Source organism: Rhodococcus sp. PSBB066, assembly GCF_017068255.1.
In the GTDB taxonomy this organism is placed as follows: Bacteria; Actinomycetota; Actinomycetes; order Mycobacteriales; family Mycobacteriaceae; genus Rhodococcus; species Rhodococcus aetherivorans.
The window spans coordinates 1,841,516-1,862,297 of the sequence record NZ_CP070859.1 but is presented as its reverse complement, the minus strand read 5'-3'; the positions used below and the strand labels follow the sequence as shown (position 1 = coordinate 1,862,297).

Annotated in this window: 17 protein-coding genes and 1 pseudogene; 8 read left to right on the top strand and 10 right to left on the bottom strand. The window is 71.5% G+C overall.

Annotated elements, in window-relative coordinates; translation table 11 throughout:
• Positions 1–14: 14 nt before the first annotated feature.
• Positions 15–1,463: an aldehyde dehydrogenase gene (locus JYA75_RS08720; RefSeq protein WP_203329880.1), complete on the top strand. Its 1,449-nt coding sequence runs from the start codon at positions 15–17 to the stop codon at positions 1,461–1,463.
• Between the two features lie 88 nt (positions 1,464–1,551).
• Here the strand turns inward: JYA75_RS08720 and epsC are convergent, their stop codons facing one another.
• Together epsC and cysK are read right to left on the bottom strand one after the other, a co-directional pair.
• A complete protein-coding gene (epsC, locus tag JYA75_RS08715; RefSeq protein ID WP_006940242.1) occupies positions 1,552–2,130 on the bottom strand; it encodes a serine O-acetyltransferase EpsC in 579 nt (192 codons plus the stop codon).
• Between the two features lie 7 nt (positions 2,131–2,137).
• A complete protein-coding gene (gene cysK / locus JYA75_RS08710) occupies positions 2,138–3,073 on the bottom strand; it encodes a cysteine synthase A (RefSeq protein ID WP_203329879.1) in 936 nt (311 codons plus the stop codon).
• A 73-nt stretch (positions 3,074–3,146) separates the two neighbouring features.
• Between cysK and JYA75_RS08705 the strand changes: the two genes are divergently transcribed.
• The 4 genes from JYA75_RS08705 (at position 3,147) to JYA75_RS08690 (ending at position 5,802) form a co-directional block, all read left to right on the top strand.
• Entirely contained in the window at positions 3,147–3,314 is a 168-nt protein-coding gene (locus JYA75_RS08705; protein ID WP_157127555.1) for a hypothetical protein, read from the top strand.
• 59 nt (positions 3,315–3,373) lie between these two features.
• On the top strand, positions 3,374–3,973 hold the full coding sequence (locus JYA75_RS08700) for a hypothetical protein (RefSeq protein ID WP_203329878.1): 600 nt from the start codon (positions 3,374–3,376) through the stop codon (positions 3,971–3,973).
• The gene (locus JYA75_RS08695; RefSeq protein WP_006940237.1) at positions 3,973–5,139 is read left to right on the top strand and encodes a zinc-dependent alcohol dehydrogenase; all 1,167 of its coding nucleotides are present in this window, start codon (positions 3,973–3,975) and stop codon (positions 5,137–5,139) included. Before JYA75_RS08700 ends, JYA75_RS08695 begins: the two co-directional genes overlap by 1 nt.
• A gap of 186 nt (positions 5,140–5,325) precedes the next feature.
• Positions 5,326–5,802, top strand: a complete 477-nt coding sequence (locus tag JYA75_RS08690; protein WP_203329877.1) for a VOC family protein — start codon at positions 5,326–5,328, stop codon at positions 5,800–5,802.
• Between the two features lie 73 nt (positions 5,803–5,875).
• On the opposite strand, the gene JYA75_RS08685 is transcribed toward JYA75_RS08690, so the two are convergent.
• From JYA75_RS08685 to JYA75_RS08670, 4 genes are all read right to left on the bottom strand, one after another.
• Positions 5,876–7,705, bottom strand: a complete 1,830-nt coding sequence (locus tag JYA75_RS08685; RefSeq protein ID WP_029546116.1) for a phosphoenolpyruvate carboxykinase (GTP) — start codon at positions 7,703–7,705, stop codon at positions 5,876–5,878.
• A gap of 278 nt (positions 7,706–7,983) precedes the next feature.
• Positions 7,984–8,334, bottom strand: coding sequence for a DUF6802 family protein (locus JYA75_RS08680; RefSeq protein ID WP_050035917.1), 351 nt, complete (start codon positions 8,332–8,334; stop codon positions 7,984–7,986).
• Positions 8,335–8,344: 10 nt separating this feature from the next.
• Positions 8,345–9,784 (bottom strand): hypothetical protein, encoded by a 1,440-nt coding sequence (locus tag JYA75_RS08675; RefSeq protein ID WP_203329876.1) that lies wholly within the window; start codon positions 9,782–9,784, stop codon positions 8,345–8,347.
• Positions 9,781–10,425 carry a hypothetical protein gene (locus JYA75_RS08670; RefSeq protein WP_185713095.1) on the bottom strand — a complete coding sequence of 215 codons (645 nt, stop codon included), beginning with the start codon at positions 10,423–10,425 and terminating at the stop codon, positions 9,781–9,783. The genes JYA75_RS08675 and JYA75_RS08670 overlap by 4 nt, the downstream gene beginning before the upstream one ends.
• A gap of 118 nt (positions 10,426–10,543) precedes the next feature.
• Here JYA75_RS08670 and trmB point away from each other — a divergent pair, with 118 nt between their 5' ends.
• From trmB to JYA75_RS08655, 3 genes are read left to right on the top strand one after another with little or no spacing between them, the layout of a single operon-like run.
• A complete protein-coding gene (gene trmB, locus JYA75_RS08665) occupies positions 10,544–11,326 on the top strand; it encodes a tRNA (guanosine(46)-N7)-methyltransferase TrmB (protein WP_170914039.1) in 783 nt (260 codons plus the stop codon).
• Positions 11,323–12,015 (top strand): NYN domain-containing protein, encoded by a 693-nt coding sequence (locus JYA75_RS08660; RefSeq protein WP_006940232.1) that lies wholly within the window; start codon positions 11,323–11,325, stop codon positions 12,013–12,015. Before trmB ends, JYA75_RS08660 begins: the two co-directional genes overlap by 4 nt.
• A 9-nt stretch (positions 12,016–12,024) precedes the next feature.
• Complete coding sequence (locus tag JYA75_RS08655; protein ID WP_006940231.1) at positions 12,025–15,156, top strand: MMPL family transporter; 3,132 nt, start codon at positions 12,025–12,027, stop codon at positions 15,154–15,156.
• A 9-nt stretch (positions 15,157–15,165) separates the two neighbouring features.
• On the opposite strand, the gene JYA75_RS08650 is transcribed toward JYA75_RS08655, so the two are convergent.
• The 4 genes and pseudogenes from JYA75_RS08650 to JYA75_RS08635 all read right to left on the bottom strand — a co-directional run bounded on the left by JYA75_RS08650 (position 15,166) and on the right by JYA75_RS08635 (position 20,734).
• Entirely contained in the window at positions 15,166–17,013 is a 1,848-nt protein-coding gene (locus JYA75_RS08650; RefSeq protein ID WP_006940228.1) for a DUF2339 domain-containing protein, read from the bottom strand.
• 106 nt (positions 17,014–17,119) lie between these two features.
• A pseudogene (locus tag JYA75_RS08645) lies at positions 17,120–18,405 on the bottom strand (VWA domain-containing protein).
• 116 nt (positions 18,406–18,521) lie between these two features.
• Positions 18,522–19,166 carry a DUF1707 domain-containing protein gene (locus JYA75_RS08640; RefSeq protein WP_203329875.1) on the bottom strand — a complete coding sequence of 215 codons (645 nt, stop codon included), beginning with the start codon at positions 19,164–19,166 and terminating at the stop codon, positions 18,522–18,524.
• A 158-nt stretch (positions 19,167–19,324) separates the two neighbouring features.
• Positions 19,325–20,734 carry an FAD-binding oxidoreductase gene (locus JYA75_RS08635; RefSeq protein ID WP_203329874.1) on the bottom strand — a complete coding sequence of 470 codons (1,410 nt, stop codon included), beginning with the start codon at positions 20,732–20,734 and terminating at the stop codon, positions 19,325–19,327.
• Between the last annotated feature and the right edge of the window lie 48 nt (positions 20,735–20,782).

The window sequence follows — 20,782 nt, the reverse complement described above, 5'->3', positions numbered from 1 at the left end:
TGAGGAAAGAGAACATGACCGACTACGACAAACTGTTCATCGGCGGCCGCTGGGTCGCCCCGTCGACCGACGAGCGAATCGAGGTGTTCTCGCCGGCCACCGAGGAACGCGTCGGTTCGGTGCCGGTCGCCGGGCCGGCGGACATCGACGCCGCCGTCACCGCGGCCCGTGCCGCCTTCGACGACGGACCGTGGCCCCGCACCTCACCGTCCGAGCGGGCCCAGGTACTCGCCAAGGCCGCCAAGCTGCTCGAGGAGCGCAGCGCCGACCTCGCCGCGTCGCTGTCCGCCGAGATGGGTCAGCCGCCCGCCTCCGTGCAGATGATGCAGGTGACGCCGTCCCTGGCGACCATCAACTACTATGCGGGACTTGCCGATTCGTTCCCGTGGACGGAGGAGCGCACCGGCGCCTTCGGACGCTCCCGGGTGACGCGCGAACCCGTCGGCGTGGTCGCCGCCGTCATCGCCTGGAACGTGCCGCTGTTCCTGATGATCAACAAGCTCGGCCCGGCCCTGCTCGCCGGCTGCACCGTGGTCCTCAAGCCCGCGCCCGAGTCGCCGCTGACCACCAACGCGGTCGCGGAGATCTTCGCCGAGGCCGGGCTGCCCGAGGGCGTGCTGTCGCTCGTCCCGGGCGGCGCCGAGACCGGCGAGTACCTCGTCTCGCACCCCGACATCGACAAGATCACCTTCACCGGCTCGACCGCCGTCGGCAAGCACATCGGCGAGATCGCGGCCCGGAACCTCAAGCGCTGCTCCCTCGAACTCGGCGGCAAGTCCGCCGCCATCGTCCTCGAGGACGCCGACCTCGACTCGACCGTCGCGATGCTCGTGATGTCGGGCCTGATGAACACCGGGCAGGCCTGCGTCGGCCAGACCCGCATCCTGGCGCCGCGCTCGCGCTACGACGAGGTCGTCGAGAAGATGGTGGCGACCGCGGCCTTCTTCCCCGTCGGCATGCCCGACGACGCGGCGGCGCAACTCGGGCCGCTGATCTCCGCGAAGCAGCGCGACCGCGTCGAGGGCTACATCGCCAAGGGCACCGAGGAGGGCGCGCGGCTGGTGCTCGGCGGCGGCCGGCCCGCCGGGCTCGACAAGGGCTGGTTCGTCGAGCCGACGATCTTCGCCGACGTCGACAACTCCATGACCGTCGCGCGCGAGGAGATCTTCGGTCCCGTTCTGTGCGTGATCCCCTACGACAGCGTCGACGAGGCCGTCGAGATCGCCAACGACTCCGACTACGGCCTCGCCGGCTCGGTGTACACCACCGACGTCGAGAAGGGCCTCGAGGTGGCGTCGCGGGTGCGCACCGGCACCTACGGCATCAACTGGTACGCCTTCGACCCGGGCTCGCCGTTCGGCGGCTACAAGAATTCCGGCATCGGCCGGGAGAACGGACCCGAGGGCCTCGAGGCGTTCTGCGAGACCAAGTCGGTGCTGTACCCGCCCGGCTACGGCGCCTGAGTTCGTAGGTGGCCGAATGTCACATCGCGTCGGTTGGATAGACGCGATGTGACATTCGGCCCGGCCGGCTGCGGGTGCCGGCGAGACCTCAGATGTACATCGCAGGATCGATGTAGCAGGCCGGGTCCACGAGTTCCTCGTGCTGCTTGCGGGGGCGGATCGTCGCCGGGATGCCGACGGCGATCGAATCGGCGGGCACGTCGCGCGTGACCACCGCGTTCGCGCCGATCGCGACGTCGTCGCCGATCACCACCGGCCCGAGGACCTTCGCCCCCGCGCCGATGGTGACCCGGTTGCCGATGGTGGGGTGCCGCTTGGTCCGCGCCAGCGACCGCCCGCCGAGCGTGACGCCGTGATAGATCATCACGTCTTCGCCGATCTCGGCGGTCTCCCCGATCACCACGCCCATGCCGTGATCGACGAAGAAGCGCCGTCCGATCGTCGCGCCGGGGTGGATCTCGATGCCCGTGAGGAAGCGGGTGAACTGCGCCAGGATGCGGGCCGGTCCCCGCAGCGCCGGCCGCGCCCACATCCGGTGTGCGAGCCGATGCGACCAGATCGCGTGCAGCCCCGAATACACGAGGGCGTTCTCCATGTCACCGCGCGACGCCGGATCGTGGCCGCGGGCCGCCTGCAGGTCTTCCCGGAGGGTGCGCAGAACACTCACGATGCGTTCAGTCCCGGATGTGCTCGAACAGCGGAGTGGAGATGTACCGCTCACCGAAGTCGCAGACCACGGCGACGATGAGCTTGCCGGCGTTCTCCGGACGCTTCGCCAGCTCCAGAGCGGCCCACACGATCGCGCCGGACGAGATGCCGCCGAGAATGCCCTCCTGCGTGCCGAGATCCCGGCCCACGCGGACGGCGTCGTCGAACGAGACGTCGACGATCTCGTCGTAGACCTCGCGGTCGAGCACGTCGGGCACGAAGTTCGCGCCGATGCCCTGGATCTTGTGCGGGCCCGGCTGTCCGCCGGTGAGGATGGGCGAATCGATGGGCTCGACGCCGACGATCTTCACCTCCGGCTTGTATTCCTTGAGCCTGCGGCCCGCGCCGGTGATCGTGCCGCCGGTGCCGATGCCGGCGACGAAGATGTCGACCGCGCCCTCGGTGTCCTTCCAGATCTCCTCACCGGTGGTCTGGTAGTGGATCTCCGGGTTCGCCGGGTTGGCGAACTGGCGGGCGAGGATCGCGTTCTCGGCCTTCGCGACGATCTCCTCCGCCTTCGCGACCGCGCCGGCCATGCCCTCGGAGCCGGGCGTCAGGACGATCTCCGCGCCGAACGCCCGCAGCATCACGCGACGCTCGGTGGACATCGTCTCGGGCATCGTCAGGATGACCTTGTAGCCGCGCGCGGCACCGACCATCGCCAGCGCGATACCGGTGTTGCCGCTGGTCCCCTCGACGATGGTGCCACCGGGGCGCAGCTCACCGGACTTCTCGGCGGCGTCGATGATCGCCACGCCGATCCGGTCCTTGACGCTGTTGGCCGGGTTGTAGAACTCGAGCTTGACCGCGACCTGGGCGCCGAGACCCTCGGTCAGCCGGTTCAGCCGCACGATCGGGGTTCGCCCGACCAGCTCGGTGACATTGTTGTAGATACCGCTCATGGGCCCGATCCTCCTCCCGGTCGCAGTGCCGACCGGATTGGTTCCGTCGTCACCTATTGCATCATTCCGGCGGATGTCCGATTCACGTGGGGAGCCGCACAGCGGTCCGGCCGCCCGGGGACCCACCGGTTTGCCCACCCTGCTCCCGCGGGTAGCCGACGTCATGACTCGTCACCGGCACGCCCGGAACGTCGCCGGCCGGCCGGTCGCAGCCCTGCAGGACAGCACCCCGCTGCGGTAGGGCGTCGCCCACCAGACCCGGCACGGGGCAGGCCCGCCCGCGCCCGGAAGGAGAAACCCGTGTTCGACATCGTCAAGACCGTGGAGAGATCCGGGCGGCAGATCGAGGGGGTCGTCCGTCGCGTCGTCGAACGCACCGGCTCCCACCCCGGTCCCCAGCAGACCGTCACCATCGGCGCACCCCGCGAAACGGTGCAACGGTTCTGGCGCGAGCCCGCCAATCTGTCGCAGGTGTTCGGGGAGCGCACCTCCGTCGCCGCGAGCGGCCCCGACCGCCTCCGGTGGACCTTCGAACTCGGCGCCGACCCGATCACGTGGGAGACGCGCGTGCTCGAGAGCGACGGGGAACTGCAGTTCGTCGCCACCGACGCCGGCGACTCGTCGCAGCCGCCCCGGATCCTGCTGTCGTTCGCCACCGCCCCGCACGGCCTCGGCACCGAGGTGAGCATGCGGGCCGACACCCCGGTGCCCGGCCTGATCACCGGCGCGGCCACGTTCACCGCCCTGTACCGGGCCCGCGCGCTGCTGCAGACCGGCGAGATGCCGACCCTGCGCTGCAATCCCAGCGCCCGCGGCAATGACAGCGCCCGCGGCAATCACAGCGCCCGCGGCAGCTCCGGTGCCTCCGGACGCGACTCCCGAACGGAAGGATCCCACTGATGCGAGCGCTGTGCTGGATGGGCGTGAACGACCTGTCCGTCGAGACGGTCGAGGACCCGAAGCTGCTCAACCCGCACGACGTGATCGTGGAGGTCCGCCTCACGACCACCTGCGGATCCGATCTGCATTTCATCGACGGCTATCTCCCCGGCATGCGGGAGGGCGACGTGTTCGGGCACGAGTTCATGGGCGACGTCGTCGAGAAGGGCGCGGAGGTCACCTCCGTGAACGTCGGCGACCGCGTCGTCGTGCCGTCGTTCATCGGGTGCGGCGCCTGCTGGTACTGCGACCACGACCTGTACTCGGCGTGTGACACCACCAACCCGAACGCTGCGATGCAGCAGCCGCTGCTCGGCTACCCGTCCGGCGGCATCTACGGCTACACCCACCCGTTCGGCGGATACCAGGGTTCGCACGCGCAGTACGTGCGGGTGCCGTTCGGCGACGTCAACTGCTTCCCGATCCCCGAGGGGATCACCGACGAGCAGGCCCTGTTCCTCTCCGACGCGGTGCCCACCGGATACATGGGGGCCGACTTCTGCGACATCTCCCCCGGCGACACCGTCGCAGTGTGGGGTGCCGGGGGCGTGGGCCTGATGGCGGCCGTGAGCGCCCGGATCCTCGGCGCCGAACGAGTGATCGTCGTCGACCGCCTGGGCGAACGCCTCGACCTCGCCGCCCGGCTGGGGCTGGAGACGATCGACTACTCCGCCGAGGACAGCATGCAGGAGGCCCTGCGCGAGAGCACCGGCGGCCGCGGACCCGACGCGTGCATCGAGGCGGTCGGCATGGAGGCCCACGGCACCGGCCTGATGCAGATCTACGACCGCGTCAAGCAGGCGCTGCGGATGGAGACCGACCGCGCCACGCCGCTGCGGCAGGCGATCATGGCGTGCCGCAAGGGTGGGGTGGTGTCCGTCCTCGGGGTCTACGGACTCACCGACAAGTTCCCGATGGGCCTGCTCACCAACAAGAGCCTGACCCTGCGCACCGCCCAGCAACACGGACAGCGGTACGTCCCGCGGCTGTTCGAGCACGTGCAGGCCGGCAAGCTCGACCCCAGCCTGTTGATCACCCACGACATGTCGCTCGAGGACTCGGTGCGCGGGTACGAGATGTTCAAGGACAAGAAGGACGGCTGCGTGCGCGCGGTGTTCCGGCCGTGACCCCGGTGCCGGGCCGGCGCCCTGCAACGGGCCGGCGCCCTCCAACGGGCCGGCGCCCTGCAACGGGCCGAATGTCACACACATTCGATCGAATCGAACCTGTGTGACATTCGGCCCACCACCGCTGTCCCGGGGAATGTCGGAAATGTTCAATACGGCCGGCGGAGACGACGCGAGACTCGTCGCATGACGCATTCCGTGAATCCGATCCCCGCCGGCTACACCTCCCTCACGCCGTTCCTCGTCGTCGACGGCGCGGCCCGGGCCGTCGAGTTCTACCGCACGGTCTTCGGCGCCGAGGTCGTCGAACGAACCGACGGGCCCGACGGCACGATCGCGCACGCCGAACTGGACTTCGGGCACGGCCGGCTCCAGCTGAGCGACCCCGCGCCGGCCATGGGGCTGCGCGCGCCCGACGGGACGAACACCGTCGACCATTCCTACGTGCTGTACTGCGCCGACGCCGACGCGACGTTCGCCCGCGCGGTCGAGCAGGGTGCGCAGGTCTTCGAGGAACCCTCGACGTTCGTCACCGGAGACCGGTTCGGGACGATCCTCGACCCGTTCGGGCACCGGTGGGCGATCATGACGCGCGTCGAGGACGTCGCGCCCGAAGAGGCACGACGTCGCATCGACGAGTGGCTCGCGAGTCAGTCGTCCTGAGCATCCCTGAAACGCCGAATGTCACATCGGATCGATACAAGCGATCCGATGTGACATTCGGTCGATCAAGGCGTCAGGCGAGGCGCTGCTTCAGGGCCTCGAACTCGTCGCGGATGCCGGAGGGCACCTTCTCGCCGAGGAACTCGAACCACTCCTCGATGAGGGGCAGCTCTTCCTTCCACTCCGCCACGTCGACCTTCAGCGCCTCGTCGACGTCGTCGCGGTCGACGTCGAGGCCCTCGAGGTCGAGGTCCGCGGCGGTCGGCACGAAGCCGATCGGCGTGGTCTGGGCGCCGGCCCGGTGCTCGATGCGGTCGACGATCCACTTGAGCACACGGGAGTTCTCACCGAAGCCCGGCCACAGGAAGCGGCCGTCGTCGCCGCGACGGAACCAGTTGACGTAGAAGATCTTCGGCAGCTTGTCCGCATCCGCGGACTTGCCGATGTTGATCCAGTGGTTCAGGTAGTCGCCGGCGTTGTAACCGATGAACGGCAGCATCGCCATGGGGTCGCGACGGACGGTGCCGACCTTGCCCTCGGCGGCGGCGGTCTGCTCGGACGACAGCGTCGCGCCGAGGAAGGTGCCGTGCTGCCAGTCGAGAGACTCGCTCACCAGCGGCACAGTCGTCTTGCGACGACCGCCGAACAGGATCGCGGAGATCGGCACACCCTGCGGATCGTCCCACTCGGGGGCGAGGATCGGGCACTGCGACATCGGCGTGCAGTAGCGCGAGTTCGGGTGCGCGGCCGGGGTGCCGGACTCGGGAGTCCAGTCGTTGCCCTTCCAATCGATGAGGTGCTCGGGATTGCCTTCCAGGCCCTCCCACCACACGTCGCCGTCGTCGGTCTGCGCGACGTTGGTGTACAGCGTGTTGCCGGCCTCCATCGTCTTCATGGCGTTGGGGTTGGAGCCGTGGTTGGTGCCGGGGGCGACGCCGAAGAAGCCGTACTCCGGGTTCACCGCATACAGCCGGCCGTCCTCACCGAAACGCATCCAGGCGATGTCGTCGCCGAGGGTCTCGGCGCGCCAGCCCGGGATGGTCGGCTGGATCATCGCGAGGTTGGTCTTGCCGCAGGCACTCGGGAACGCGGCCGCCACGTAGTAGGCCTTGTCCTCCGGCGAGATCAGCTTGAGGATCAGCATGTGCTCGGCGAGCCAGCCCTCGTCGTGCGCCATGGCCGAAGCGATACGCAACGAGTAGCACTTCTTGCCGAGCAGGGCGTTGCCGCCGTAGCCGGAGCCGTAGCTCCAGATCTCCCGGTCCTCCGGGAAGTGGGTGATGTACTTGGTGTCGTTGCACGGCCACGGCACGTCCTTCTGGCCGGGCTCGAGCGGCGCACCCACCGAATGCAGGGCCTTGACGAACGGCTTGTCGGTGCCCAGCTTCTCCAGGGCCGCGGTACCCATGCGGGTCATGATGCGCATGGAGACGACGACGTACTCCGAGTCGGTGATCTCGACGCCGAGCTTCGGGTCGTCCGCGCCGAGCGGGCCCATGCAGAACGGCACCACGTAGAGGGTGCGCCCGCGCATGCTGCCGCGGTACAGCTCGGTCATGGTCGCCCGCATCTCGGCCGGATCCATCCAGTTGTTGGTCGGTCCGGCATCGACCTCGTTGCGCGAGCAGATGAAGGTGCGCGACTCGACGCGCGCGACGTCCGACGGGTCGGAGTTGCCCAGGAAGGAATTGGGCTTCTTCTCGTCGTTGAGGCGGGTGAAGGTCCCGGCCTCGACCAGCTGGGTGGTCAGCCGGTCCCATTCCGCGTCGGACCCGTCGGCCCAGACGACCCGGTCGGGCTGAGTGAGTTCGGCGACCTCCTGTACCCATGCGAGCAGCTCGGCGTGCTGGGTCGGGGGCTTGCCATCGGTGCCGTTCAGACCGGGAATGGTCACTGAGGTCATCAAACTCTCCTGGGGTGCGCCGGAACCGGATCCCTCCCCCGACCTGCGACGAACCGTCCCAGGGACCAGCGGCGGACCCGGACTCCCCCTCTCGGCAGGGGTACCACCCGCTTCCTCCGTGGCCGAACGGACGAGGCGGGCGCCGGATGTCCTATTCATAGAGGTTAACGCCGGACTTCGGGGTGATGGCAATCGGGGCCGGTCGGAAATGTCACAGAAACGATTCAGAGGGCGAACACAGTACCCGCCTCGCACGCCCGGGGCACGGGCGATTTGCCTCACTTTCCTCGATCGAGGTGACCTTCGTCAATCCGGGTCCAGTGCTCCGCACCGTCGACGTCGCGCCGGAACTGCCACACCCCGAACCGCCCGTCGTCGCCGAGTTCGGTGACCCGGTCGAACCACCCGTCGGCGTCGGTGTCCGATGCGACGACGAGTGCGTCCGCGGTGGCGAACGTGACGGTGTCGAGCAGCCCGTCGCCGTCGACGTCCACGGCCGGCGGCAGCGCGCCCGGTCCGGCCGGGTCGAGCAGCGCGGGGGCCAGCCCCGGGCCGAACGCGGGACGTCCCGGGACGGGCACGTCGGGCTCCCACACCTGGTCGTCGGTGCCGGCGAATCCGTCCACCATCGCGCGCTCCTCACTGCCGTGTCACACCATCGGACGCTGTCGTCCCGTTGGACGCGCCCGGCCGGCCGGCGGTTCCCGCCCGGGTGAGCACGGCGAAATCGCGCTCGCACGCCGCCAGCTGCCCGGCACGGTCCTCGGCGCGACGTCTCAGCTCGTCGTCGAGGGCGGCGATGCGGTCGCGCGCCGTGGCGAGTCGGGCGGTGCGCGCGACGGCGAGCGCGGACCCGAGCCGGGCCTCCGCGTCGACGATGCGCTCGAGCGCGACGGCCTCGAGCTCGGCGCGCACCTCGACGAGTTCCTCGAGCGCCCACCTGCGCATCCGGTCCCGTTCGGCGAGCCGTCGCCGCACCCGCACCAGCCACCACGCCGCCGCCGCGCCGAGCAGCAGGCTCAGCGGTACCGTCGCCAGCTCGAGCGTGGGCACCAGGGACAGCGGGGACACCGCGACGCGTCCCAGCCCCGCCCCGGCCGACGCGCCGATCAGCACGGTGAGGCGGTCCTCCACGGGACGTCGCGGGGACGGCGGCGCGGACCGCGGGGGCACGGTGGCCGGGCCGGCCGGCTCCGGGTCACCCGGTCCGATCCGGGCCAGCCGCTCGGTGACGACCGTGCCGACCCGGGCGTGCAGGTCGCGGACCACGTCGTCGAGCAGGTGCGGCACGTGCGCCGGGTCCACCGTCTCGATCGCGTCGCGAAATTCGGCGGACGCCGCGCGCACGGCCGCCGCGACGGCCTGCGCGGTGTCGATGCGGGCCCGTTGCAGCTCGGCGCGGAGCCCTCCGTCGTCGGCGGGAGTGGTGGCCCGCAGGCTCCACCGCGCCCGTTCGGCGCGCAGGGCCCCCGTGTCGTCGCCGGCGCGCAGGGCAGCGATCGCCTGCACCACGAGGTGGCGGGTCTCGGCGACGACGGCGCTGCGCAGGGCCCGGCCCGCATGCGGACCCGGGACCAGCGCCGCCGTGAGCGCCTCGTGCAGGTCGACGATCCCGGATTCGAGCCGCAGCACCGCTCCCGCGTCGCCGCCGACAGCACGGGCGCGGGCGGCGAGCGACGTCCCGACGGGCAGCAATGTCACCGGACCGAGCCAGGGTGCGTGCCGTTGCAGCAGCGCGACGTCCCGCTCGTGCACCACCCGCCAGTCCGGGTGCACGTCGGTTCCGGTGAGCGCGCACACCACGCGGCCGCTGCCGCGCCCGGCGGACTCGAGGACGGCGAGTTCGGTCCGGCCGAGGTGGGCCGACGCCTCGAACACCATCAGCACGACGGTCGCGGGACCGTCATGGACGTAGTCGACGGCCGGGCCGAGCGCGGTGAGCTCGTCGACGAGCGCCCCGCGGCCGCAGCCGTCGACCCCGGCCACCCGGATCCGCGGCGGGTCCGACGTGGCGTGCAGCCGCGCCCATCCCTCCGGGTTCCAGCGGCGCACGACGTCGCCGACGTCGGGCGGGATCACCGCGACGATCCGGTGAGGTCGTCGAGGGCGGCCTCGATGACGTCGCGGGCCCGCGGGCCGGCACCGATGCCCGCCAGGTCGCGGGCGAGCACGGCGTCGCGACGGCGGCGCGCGGAACCGAGTCGTTCGACGACCGCCGCCGGCCCGGAGCCGGGCGTGAGGACCGGCCGTCGCACGTGCGCGGCCGCGCGGGCGAACGCGGCCTCGGCATCCTCGAGTCTTTCGGTCCGATCGAGCACGACGACGAGGCGTTCGTCGTCGCGTGTGACGAGCGCCGCCGGATCGGCGGAGCGGACGAGCGCCGCCGGATCGGCGGGGCGGACGAGTGCCGCCAGATCGGCGGGGTGGACCCGCGCCGCGAGCACGAGGAGGACGACATCCGCGTCGAGGACCGGTTCGGGCCGGTCCGGCGAGTCGAGCTCCACGGTGTCGACCAGTGTCGACGCCGCGACCGCCGCCTCGACGGCTGCGCGGAGCGCGGGACGGACGGCGCCGCCGCGACCCGCGATCTGCACCCGCAGCGGGGCGTCGTGCCGGTCGAGGGCGCGCTGCACCTGTCGGCCGGCCCGGGCGTCGAACCGGCCGATGTCCTCGACGATCTGCCGCCACCGCGCGTGCGCGGTCCCCGCATCCCCCACCATGACCACCCCCGTGTGTCGCCGCCGATTCTGGCAGAGGCTGCCGTCGACGGCAGCGGCCCGGGGGCACCCTGAGAAAACCCGGCACCCTGAGAAAACACTGTGGTCACTTCAGTCCCTCCTGCCACACACCCTCCCGATACGCGACAATGGTCGGGTGAACGACGCCGATCTGGACACGACCGAGACGCTGGAGCAGCGCCCGACCCGAGGAAACCGTCTGTACCCGCGGGTGACGAGTTTCCGCTCGCGGCGGGGCGCGCTGACGCTCCCGCAGCAGGAGTCGTGGGACCGCTGCTGGCCCGAGCTGGGCCGCGACGTCGGCGACGACCGGCTCGACGTCGACGCCTGGTTCGGCCGCTCGGCGCCGGTCGTCCTGGAGATCGGCTCCGGCACCGGAACGGCCGCGGTGACGATGGCCCGGACCGAACCGCACGTGAACCTCATCGCCGTCGAGGTCTACAAGCCCGGCATCGCGCAGACGCTGCAGCAGATCGAACGGACCTACGACACCGACACGCCGATCCGGAACCTGCGGATCCTGCGCGGCGACGCGGTCGAGGTACTCGAGCACATGGTGGCCCCCGAGTCGCTGACCGGGGTGCGGGTGTTCTTCCCGGACCCGTGGCCCAAGGCCCGCCACCACAAGCGCCGCCTGCTGCAGCCGCCGACGTTCGCCCTGATCGCGAGCCGGCTGCAGCCGGGCGGCGTGCTGCACGTCGCGACGGACCACGCCGAGTACGCCGAGGCCATCGCCGAGGCGGGCAACGCCGAGCCGTTGCTGACGACGCTCGACTGGGAGTCCCCCATCAGCCACGAGCGCCCCGTCACGAAGTTCGAGGACAAGGCGCAGCGGGTGGGCAGCAGCATCACGGAGCTGGTCTGGGGGAAGATCAGGGCATGAGCGTCCACGAAGAACTGTCCGACGTGTCCGCGGCCCCCACGACGGACGGCACCGAGCGGCACGAGCGGGTGCTGCTCGTGTGGGACGCGCCGAACCTGGACATGGGTCTCGGTGCCATCCTGGGCGGCCGGCCCACCGCCGCCTACCGGCCGCGGTTCGACGCGCTCGGACGGTGGCTGCTCGGCCGCACGTCCGAGCTCTCGCGCACCACGACGGCCACCCTCGACCCCGAGGCGACGGTGTTCACGAACATCGCGCCGGGCAGCGCCGACGTCGTGCGCCCGTGGGTCGAGGCGTTGCGCAACGTCGGCTTCGCGGTGTTCGCCAAGCCGAAGATCGACGAGGACAGCGACGTAGACTCCGACATGTTGCGGCACATCGCGCTGCGACGCAGTGAGGGTCTGGCGGGGGTGATGGTCGCCTCCGCCGACGGGCAGGCGTTCCGGGAACCGCTCGAGGAGATCGCCGCGACCGGCGTGGCGGTGCAGGTCCTCGGTTTCCGCGAGCACGCCAGCTGGGCGGTCACGTCCGAGGTGCTCGACTTCGTCGACCTCGAGGACATCCCGGGGGTGTTCCGTGAGCCGCTGCCACGCGTGAGCCTGGACTCGCTGCCCGACGAGGGCGCCTGGTTGCAGCCGTTCCGACCGCTGTCCGCCCTGCTCGTGGGCCGCAAGAGCGTGGCCGAATAGGAGAGTTTCGTGTTCGACCGCTGGGGAGAGCTCGTCCACCGTGCGCGCTTCACCGTCATCGCGGTGATGGTGGCCGGTCTGCTCGGGCTCGCCGGGTACGGCGCGAGCCTGAACGATCATCTCAGTCAGAGCGGCTGGGACGATCCCGGCTCGGAGTCCGTCGCTGCGGCGAAGCTGGCCGACGGCACCTTCGGCCGCGACACGAACGGCGACGTCCTGGCGTTGTACACGGCGCCGGAGGGCAGGACGGTCGACGATCCGGAGTTCGCGGCGAAGGTCAAGGACAGTCTCAACTCGCTGGTCGCGGACCATCCGGATCAGATCCTGAAGATCAACGGTGCGTACTGGCCGACGAACGGCGCCCCGGCGGTGCCGGCGCTGGCGGACCAGTCGCGGCAGCACGCCGTGGCGTCGGTCGCCATCGCGGGCGACAACGACACCGAGCTGACCAACAACTTCCGTGACGTGAAGGACGAGTTCCTCATCGACGGGGTCGACGTGCAGCTCGCCGGCCTGCAACCGATCTCCGGCGCCCTCAACGACACGATGGCGCAGGACATCAAGCGCATGGAGCTCCTCGCCATCCCGGCGGTCGGAATCCTGCTGTTCTTCGTCTTCGGCGGCGTGATCGCGGCCGCGATGCCGCTGATCACCGGCGGCCTGACGGTCGTCGCCGCGAACGGCATCGTGCGGCTCATCACGAACTTCACCGAGGTCAACTCGTTCGTCGCGCCCGTGGTCTCGCTGATCGGCCTGGGCCTGGCGATCGACTACGGCCTGTTCATGGTGTCCCGGTTCCGCGAGGAACTCGCCGAGGGCTACGCCGCGTCCGCCGCCGTGCGCCGCACGGTGATGACGGCCGGGCGCACCGTGGTGTTCTCCGCCACGATGGTCGTCACCAGCCTCGGCGGCCTGCTGCTGTTCCCGCAGGGCTTCCTCAAGTCCGTCGCGTACGGCGCGATCGCGACGGTGACGTTGGCGGCGATCACCTCGATCACGCTGCTGCCCGCCATGCTCGCCATCCTCGGCCGGAACATCGACAAGTGGGGCTGGTCCCGGTTCGGGCAGATCCAGTCCAACGAGCAGGTCGAGAACAGCATCTGGGGACGGATCACCCGGTGGGTGATGCGCAACCCGCTCAAGGTCACCATCCCCACGGTGATCGGCCTGCTGCTGCTCATCGTGCCGCTGACCGGCATCAAGTTCGGCGGCATCAACGAGACCTACCTGCCGCCCGACCATCCGACGCGGCTCGCCCAGGAACAGTTCGACGAACTGTTCCCCGGCCAGCGCGCGGAGCCGGTGCGCATCGTCGTCCGCGGCGCCGAGGGCGGCGACCTCAACGAGATCATCCAGACGGCCAGCGCGGCCCCCGGCCTGGTGGAGAAGTTCACCATCGAGGGTCCCGCCCGGGACGGCGTCCGCGTCGTCAAGGCCGGGCTCGAGGACCGCAACAACTCCGCCGAGACCATCGACTACCTGCATGCGGCGCAGTGGCCCGACGGCGTGGAGGTGCTCGTCGGCGGCACACCGGCGATCGAACAGGATTCGATCGCCGCGCTGATGAACACGCTGCCGCTGATGGTGACGGTGGTCGTCGTGCTCACGACCCTGCTGATGTTCCTGGCGTTCGGGTCGCTGGTGCTGCCGATCAAGGCGGCGCTGATGAGTGCGCTGGGCCTCGGCTCCACCCTCGGCATCCTGACGTGGATCTTCATCGACGGTCACGGGGCCGGGCCGCTGAACTTCACGCCCGGTCCCATCATGTCGCCGGTGCTCGTGCTGATCATCGCGATCATCTACGGCCTGTCCACCGACTACGAGGTCTTCCTGCTCTCCCGCATGGTCGAGGCCCGCTCGCAGGGGGCGAGCACCACCGAATCCATCCGGATCGGCACGGCGCACACCGGCCGCATCATCACGGCCGCGGCGCTGATCCTGATCGTCGTCACCGGCGCCTTCGGCTTCTCCGAACTGGTGATGATGAAGTACATCGCCTACGGCATGATCGCGGCCCTGATCATCGACGCCACGGTGATCCGCATGCTGCTCGTGCCGGCGACGATGAAACTGCTCGGCGACGACTGCTGGTGGGCACCGGCGTGGATGAAGCGGATCCAGGCCAGGATCGGGCTCGCGGAGCCGATCCTCGACAACGAGCTCATGCCGCAGGATGTGCCGGAGCTGATCACGGTCGGCATGTTCGGTCCGGCGACCGTCGCGGCCACCGGGTCGCACCGCCTGCCCACCGTCGCCGGCGTCGCCACGGACGATCCGATGACGCAGCCGCTGCCGAAGATCGCCGCACCCCGCTCGGCCGCCGAGCAGCGGCGCGTCCGCGACCTGCAGCCGCCACCGCGCCGGTCGGCCCCGCCACGCGCCCCGCGCCCGGCCGAGCCACCGGCACGGGCACCGGAGGACCGGGACCGGCCGCCCCGGCGTCGTCCGGCCGGGGCGACCCCGGCGGCTCCCGGGGCACGGCCACAGCAGCCGGCGCCGGCAGCGCAGAATCCGTCGGGCCGGATCCCGGCGCCGAATCGGCCCGCTCCCCCGCAGGACCGTCCCCGCCCGCCGGCACCCGAGCCGCAGCAACCGCGCACCGAGCGGCCACCGGCCCCGCAACCGCAGGCGCAGGGTCCCCTGCCCCAGCGCCCCCGCCCGCAGCAGGCGCCGTCGCAGCAGACACCGTCGCAGCAGACACCGTCCCAGCCCCCGCGAGAAGTGCCGGGCCAGGTCCCGCCCGTGCAGGACCAGCGGTCCTCCCCGCCCGCCACACCACCGCTGCCCCGCCGGCAGCGCGGCGACGTGCCGCCCCCGGTGACCCAGACGTACGTGCGGCCGCAGGTTCAGCCGCAGCCGCGCTCGTCCGGCGCGCCCACCCGGGACCCGCAGGCAATCGAGAACTGGCTCTCGCAGCTGCGACGGGCCAACCCGCGGACGGCGGATCAGCCGGTCGCGGGCGACCGGCCGTCGACGACGCCTCCGGCGCAGGACAGCGTCCCCGCCGGCAGGGCCGACGACGCCCCGGCGAACCGACCGGAGACCGACGCGCAGGATTCGCAGCGCGGCCGGCACGGCGGTGCCGAGAACAGCCAGTCGATCAGCGTGAGTGAACTCATCGCGCGGCAGCGCCGCCGCTGACCGAGCGGGTCACTCCTCGCCGGGTCCCGGCTCCGCCGAGCCAGATCCGGTCTCCCGGCCGGAGCCGGTCTCCGGGGCGGCGGAGCGTCCGGCGAACGCCTTGGCGTACCGGGTACCGGCGGCGAGCAGCAGCAGGCCCACCACGATGAAGGCGACGACCCGCCACACTCCCTCGAGGGCAGCGAGGTCGAACAGGAAGAGCTTCGCCAGCGCGGCGCCGGTCAGCGACAGCCCCGCGGCCAGCGCGGCGTGCGCGTACTCGGTGCGGGCGAGGCCGAGCGCCAGCATCGCGGTCGCCGCGATCATCCAGCAGATGGTCGCCGCGGTGTGCCCGGCGACGAATCCGGCGTCCGCACCGCCCAGGAGGACGCCCGCGGTCACCAATGCCGTGGTCACCGCATACAGCACCACGAGTGCCGCACCGCTCCACATCCACGGGACGCCGCGTTCGCGGACGAGCCGCAGTCGCGTCGCCGTCCACGCGAGCAGCAGCGTCACCGCGGCGAGCAGGACGGCCGTGACGAGCGTGGCCGCGTCGAGGCGGTCCACGGCCAGCTCCCGGTCGGTGAGGTTCTCGAGTTCGGCGCCGTCGTAGAACATCGCTCCTCCGAGCACCCAGAAGCCGAGGCCGGCGACGTACAGCAGGCGCGACCGCATCGACGCGGCCGCACCGGCATACCCGGCGGCGACCGCGAGCAGCACCGTGGCAGCCGCGTCGGGGCTCGCGCCCGCGAGGCACGCGTGCAGCAGCGCGAACGCCGCCACCGCGACGGACGCCACCCGCAGCGGACGCGACCGGGGCCCGGCGAGGGCGAACAACACGAGGTACCCGGCGGCGGCCGTGCCCTCGAGCGCGACGGCGGGCCACCGGTCCAGCCGCAACCCGACGGCGAGCAGCGGCAGCGCCGCCACCGCCAGGCACACCGCGGCGACGACGTCGCCCGGCTCCCGGCGCAGCAGCAGCACCGCGGTGCCGGCGACGAATGCGGCGACCGCCACCGAGAAGCCGACCAGCCAGGCGAGCTCGCCCCGCTCGGCAAGCTCGGCCCCGGCGATCGACACCAGCAGGACCGCGGCGATCGGCACGACCCGCGCGAGATGCAGCAGCGCCCAGTTGCGGTGCCACTGGGCCGGAAAGCTCGCGACGAGCAGCACCAGCAGGAAGCCGAGCAGCAGCAACGGATCACCGTCCGACAGGGTGGGCGCGAGCAGCGCGGCCCCGAGCACGAGCAGCACGGCCAGAATCCGGTCCGACCAGCGCACCGCGAGCGCGACCCCGGCGCCGGCGACGACGAGCGCGGCGGCCAGACCGACGACCGCCGGCACCCACCGGTAGTAGGCGGTCGCGGCGAAGACCACCAGGTAGCCGCCCGCGAAACCGGTCGCGGCCAGGGCGGCACCGCCGACGCGTCCGCCGTCGCGGCGGTGCACCCGGATCCCGGCGGCCACCAGCGCGGCCGACAGCACCGCACCGGAGACGACGCGGGGCACGGGACCGAAGACACCGGCCTGCGCGGCGAGCACGAGCAGCATCACCACGCCGATGAGGGTGACCGCCACCCCGGCGACGGCGAGCAGACGGCTGATCACGCCGTCGCGCTGCCACCACGGTTCCCGCGCAGGCGCCGGCGGCCGCGGCGGGGCGACGGACGGGACCGGCGGCGGTGGTGGCGCCGGGGCCCGCGACATGGGTGGCACGGGCGCCGGGGCCGGCGCGACGACGAGGCGGTCGAGCTGGGCCCGCAGATGTGCGACGTGCGCGCCGACGGCGTACAGGTGCTGTTCGAGCGCGTAGCACTCGCCGGACAGCTGGGCGACGAGCCGCGGATCGAGGCCGGGCGGGGTCGGCGTACTCATCCCTACATGGTCCGCGGAGCGGCGCCCGCGGGCATGAGTATCACTACCGGACATGCGGGCTTGTGCACCGCCCTCATCGTAGTGTTGGTGCGGACCCCGTCGCAGTTCAGCCCACGATGCGCGCGGCGCGCGCCGCGCGCAGCCAGTCGGGAAACTCACCCAGCAGGCGCCGATAGAGTTCGGCATCGCTGACCTGGGAGATGTCGTCGACGCTGAAGAACCCGGCGTTGTCGACCACCCGCCCTCTCATGGTGTCGAGTTTTTCGAGCACGCCGTAGTTCGCCTTGCCGAGGCCGACGAACTGCCAGAAGGCGGGCAGACCGGATGCCTTCTTCATCAACGCGGTGATCGGGCCCTTCTTGTGGAAGCCGCCGTCGGTGAAGAACAGCACCAGCGTCGGCATCGACGCCCCCGCGGTGAGGGTGGAGATGATCTCCCCCATCACCGGCAGCTCGTCGTTGTAGCCACCGATCTGTTCGTAGTCGATGCCCCCGTGCACCCCACCGAGATGCAGATACGTCGCGCACCAGGACTCGACATCGTGGACGGCGATGTCCGGCAGCCGGGCGAACGAGACCGCAACAGGTACGGCTCGAGGGTGCCGTCGTCGTCGACCTGCACCGCGATCGGCACCATCCTCTCGACGACCTGATGGATGCGTGCGCTGGTGTACTCGCGGTGCATGCTGCCGGTCTTGTCGATCACCAGGACGACCCGGGCCCGCACCCCGGCCGCGCCCTTGTCCAGCAGCACCTTGGCGACTTCCCGCTTGCGCAGGTCCAGCCTCTGCCGCTTCTCCAACGAGAGTTTCGCTTCGCCGGCGACGGTGCGGACACCAGCGCTGTCCACGACCGCAGGCGGCGGGGCCACCGCGGCAGGTTCGGCACTGGCGGGTTGATCGTCGACCTGCACCCCATGGTGGACCACCAGCGCCGACAGGCCCGTGTCCCACCCGGCGGAGACGTTGCGAAGCTTCCACGCGCCGTTGCGGCGATAGATCTCGAGCAGGACCGCCGCCCGCTCGGTGCTCAACCCCAACGCGGGCGCCGTCGTCTCGCCCGCCGGGTGGGCAATCTGCACGCCCAGACCGGGGACGGCGGACAAGCTGCCCGGCACACTGTCGTCGAGGGCGACCGCGACCGACAGCCGCTCGATCCCCGCGGGTATCGCGGCCAGATCGACACCGATCCGGTCGGCCGCGACCAACCGGACCGCGCCCTCCGGGGAGGCCGGCTGGTTGAAGAACACGAAATCGGCGTCGCTACGGACACGCTGGTCGGCGCCGAGTTGGAACACCATCAGATCGACCGTGCCCTGCCGGGCACCTGCCACCGCGACCGTCACCGGCCCCGAGGGGATGGTGGTGTTCTCGCCACGCGCAAGCTCTGCCATAAGCGTTCCGGCCCGGGCGGGCCGCTTCCTTTCGTCGCACCAACACGCATTGGGACCGACACGGGTGCGCCTCCACCGACCGACAGGCCCGACGCTCCTCGAGGACCGCCGGCCGGCTAGCCCAGCAGCTTGCGCAGCGTCGTGCCCAGCGGGTGCTTGACGTTGACGGAACCGAGGCGGACGGTGCCGACGACGATCAGATGCAGCGGGCCGAACGGGGGCCCGTTGCGCACCTTCGACTCGGCGCTCGCGGCGACGGTGTCGAGGCCGTTGATGTCGGCCGTGGCTTCGGCGGGAACGATCAGGGTGATGGAGCTGAGGTAGTCCTCGACCTGGATCCGCACCACCTGGGTGCGCATGACGGCCTCGGTGAAGTCGAGGGTCACCGAGGACATCAGGGTGTCGAGCCGCAGCACCGGTGGCACTTCCCACCGCCCCTTGCGGCTGAGGTTGGACAACCGGCCGCGGATGGTGGGTGTCTGCAGATGCGAGGGCGGGGCGGGGGGCACCGGCCCGGCCATCGGCGGCGCCGGGGCGGGGGTGGGCTGCATCGGATGTGGCAGGTACTCGGGCCGCACCTGCATTCCGGGCAGGTCGACGAGCACGGCGTTCAGTTCTCCGCGGGTTCTGGCGGCCAGCGCCGTGTCCATCCGCTCGGTGAACTCCCCCAGCGACAGCATCCCCTGCCCGACCGCGCGCTGCAGCAGCGTCCCGACGTGTTCGCGCTCGGCGTCCGAGACACGCAGATCCCTCGACTCCATGATCATCAGGGTAGGCGCTGGCGCGCCGGGATCATCAGGGTAGGCGCTGGCGCGCCGGGATCATCAGGGTAGGCGCTGGCGCGCCGGGATCATCAGGGTAGGCGCTGGCGCGCCGGCCCGACGGTCGTGGAGCCGAGGGACGGACGGATGCGGTCGGCTCAGATCGCCGTTGCCGCCCATCGCGCGGCGGGCGCGAAGACGCCGCTGGGATCGTATGCCGCGCGGATCTCGGCGAGCCGGGTCCGCTGGGCGGGGGTCCACGCGTTCGCCACCCGGGCGGCCGGGGGCCCGTCCACGCCGCCCGCGAAGTTCATCAGCGCACCGCCGGTGGCCCACGGCGCCATCGCCCCGACGACGGTCTCGAGCGCTCCGGGCACCGCGTCGGCGATGGGCGGCACCAGCACCCCGACGGTGAACAGGGTGAACGCGGCGTCGCGGCCCGCGACGGCGTTGGGGGTCTCGGGCGGCACACCGAGCGCGCCGCCCATGGCCCGGACCTCGGCGAGCGCGATCGGCAGCGCGCCGGCGGGACCCGCGACGGCGAGCAGGGCGTCGAGGGCGGCGTCCGGCAGCTCCCGCAGCAGCGCCGAGCGCTCCATGCCTGGCATCGGGTCGGTGGGGTCGGCGTGGATCGAACCAAGGGCGGGGTAGACGATCTCGGTCACGGTGTCGAGGACCGGGGTGGCCACCGCGCGCAGCGGGGCGAGCAGGGCGCCGGCGTCCTCGGCGTCGTCGACGTGCGCGAACCGCACGTGCACGGCGGTGCGGCCGCGCAGCGGCTCGGGCAGTTCCGGGAGCGGCGGGAAGTTGACGATGGCCAGCGAGCTGGACACCGAGGTCGGCGCCGCGGAGATCCAGTCCCGCCAGCGGCGCAGCACGGCCGGGGCGTCGGCGATGTCGTAGAAGAGGCCGCCGCCGTCCAGGGTCTGGATGGGCAGGAGTTCGAACGTCATCTGGGTGACGATCCCGAATGCCGCGCCGCCGCCGAGCAGGGCCCAGAACAGGTCGGGTTCGTCGTCGGGGGTGACCCGCCGCAGCTGCCCGTCGGCGGTGACGACCTCCATCCGCAGGACCCGGTCGGCGGCAAACCCGTGGGTGCGGGCGATCGGGCCGAGCCCGCCGCCGAGCGTGTACCCGACCACCCCGACGCCCGGTGCCGAGCCGGCCAGCGGCGCCAGCCCGTGCGGGGCCGCGGCGTCGAGCACCTGCTGCCAGCGGACCCCGGCCTCGACGGTGGCGGTGCGCTCGGCGCGGTTGATGCTCACCCCGTCGAGGAGGGCGGTGTCGACCAGGATGCTGTTCTCCGGCGCGGGGGCGGCGCCGTGGCCGGTGGCCTGCACCGCGACAGCCAGCCCGTTCTCGGCCGCGATCCGGACCGCGGCGGCGACGTCGGCGGCACTCGAGGCGACCACGACGGCGGCGCTGCGGTGGACGGTGGCGAGGTTGAAGCCGGTGGCGGACAGCCGATAGCCCTCGTCCTCGGGGGCGTGTACGACACCGGCGACGGCGGTCCGAAGCAGGTCGACGACGGACGTGGGGGCCAGGGTCTGGGGCGTCGGGTGGGACATGGTGCTCCTCGGAAGGATCGGATCTCGGTCCCTTCCAGGACAACCGCC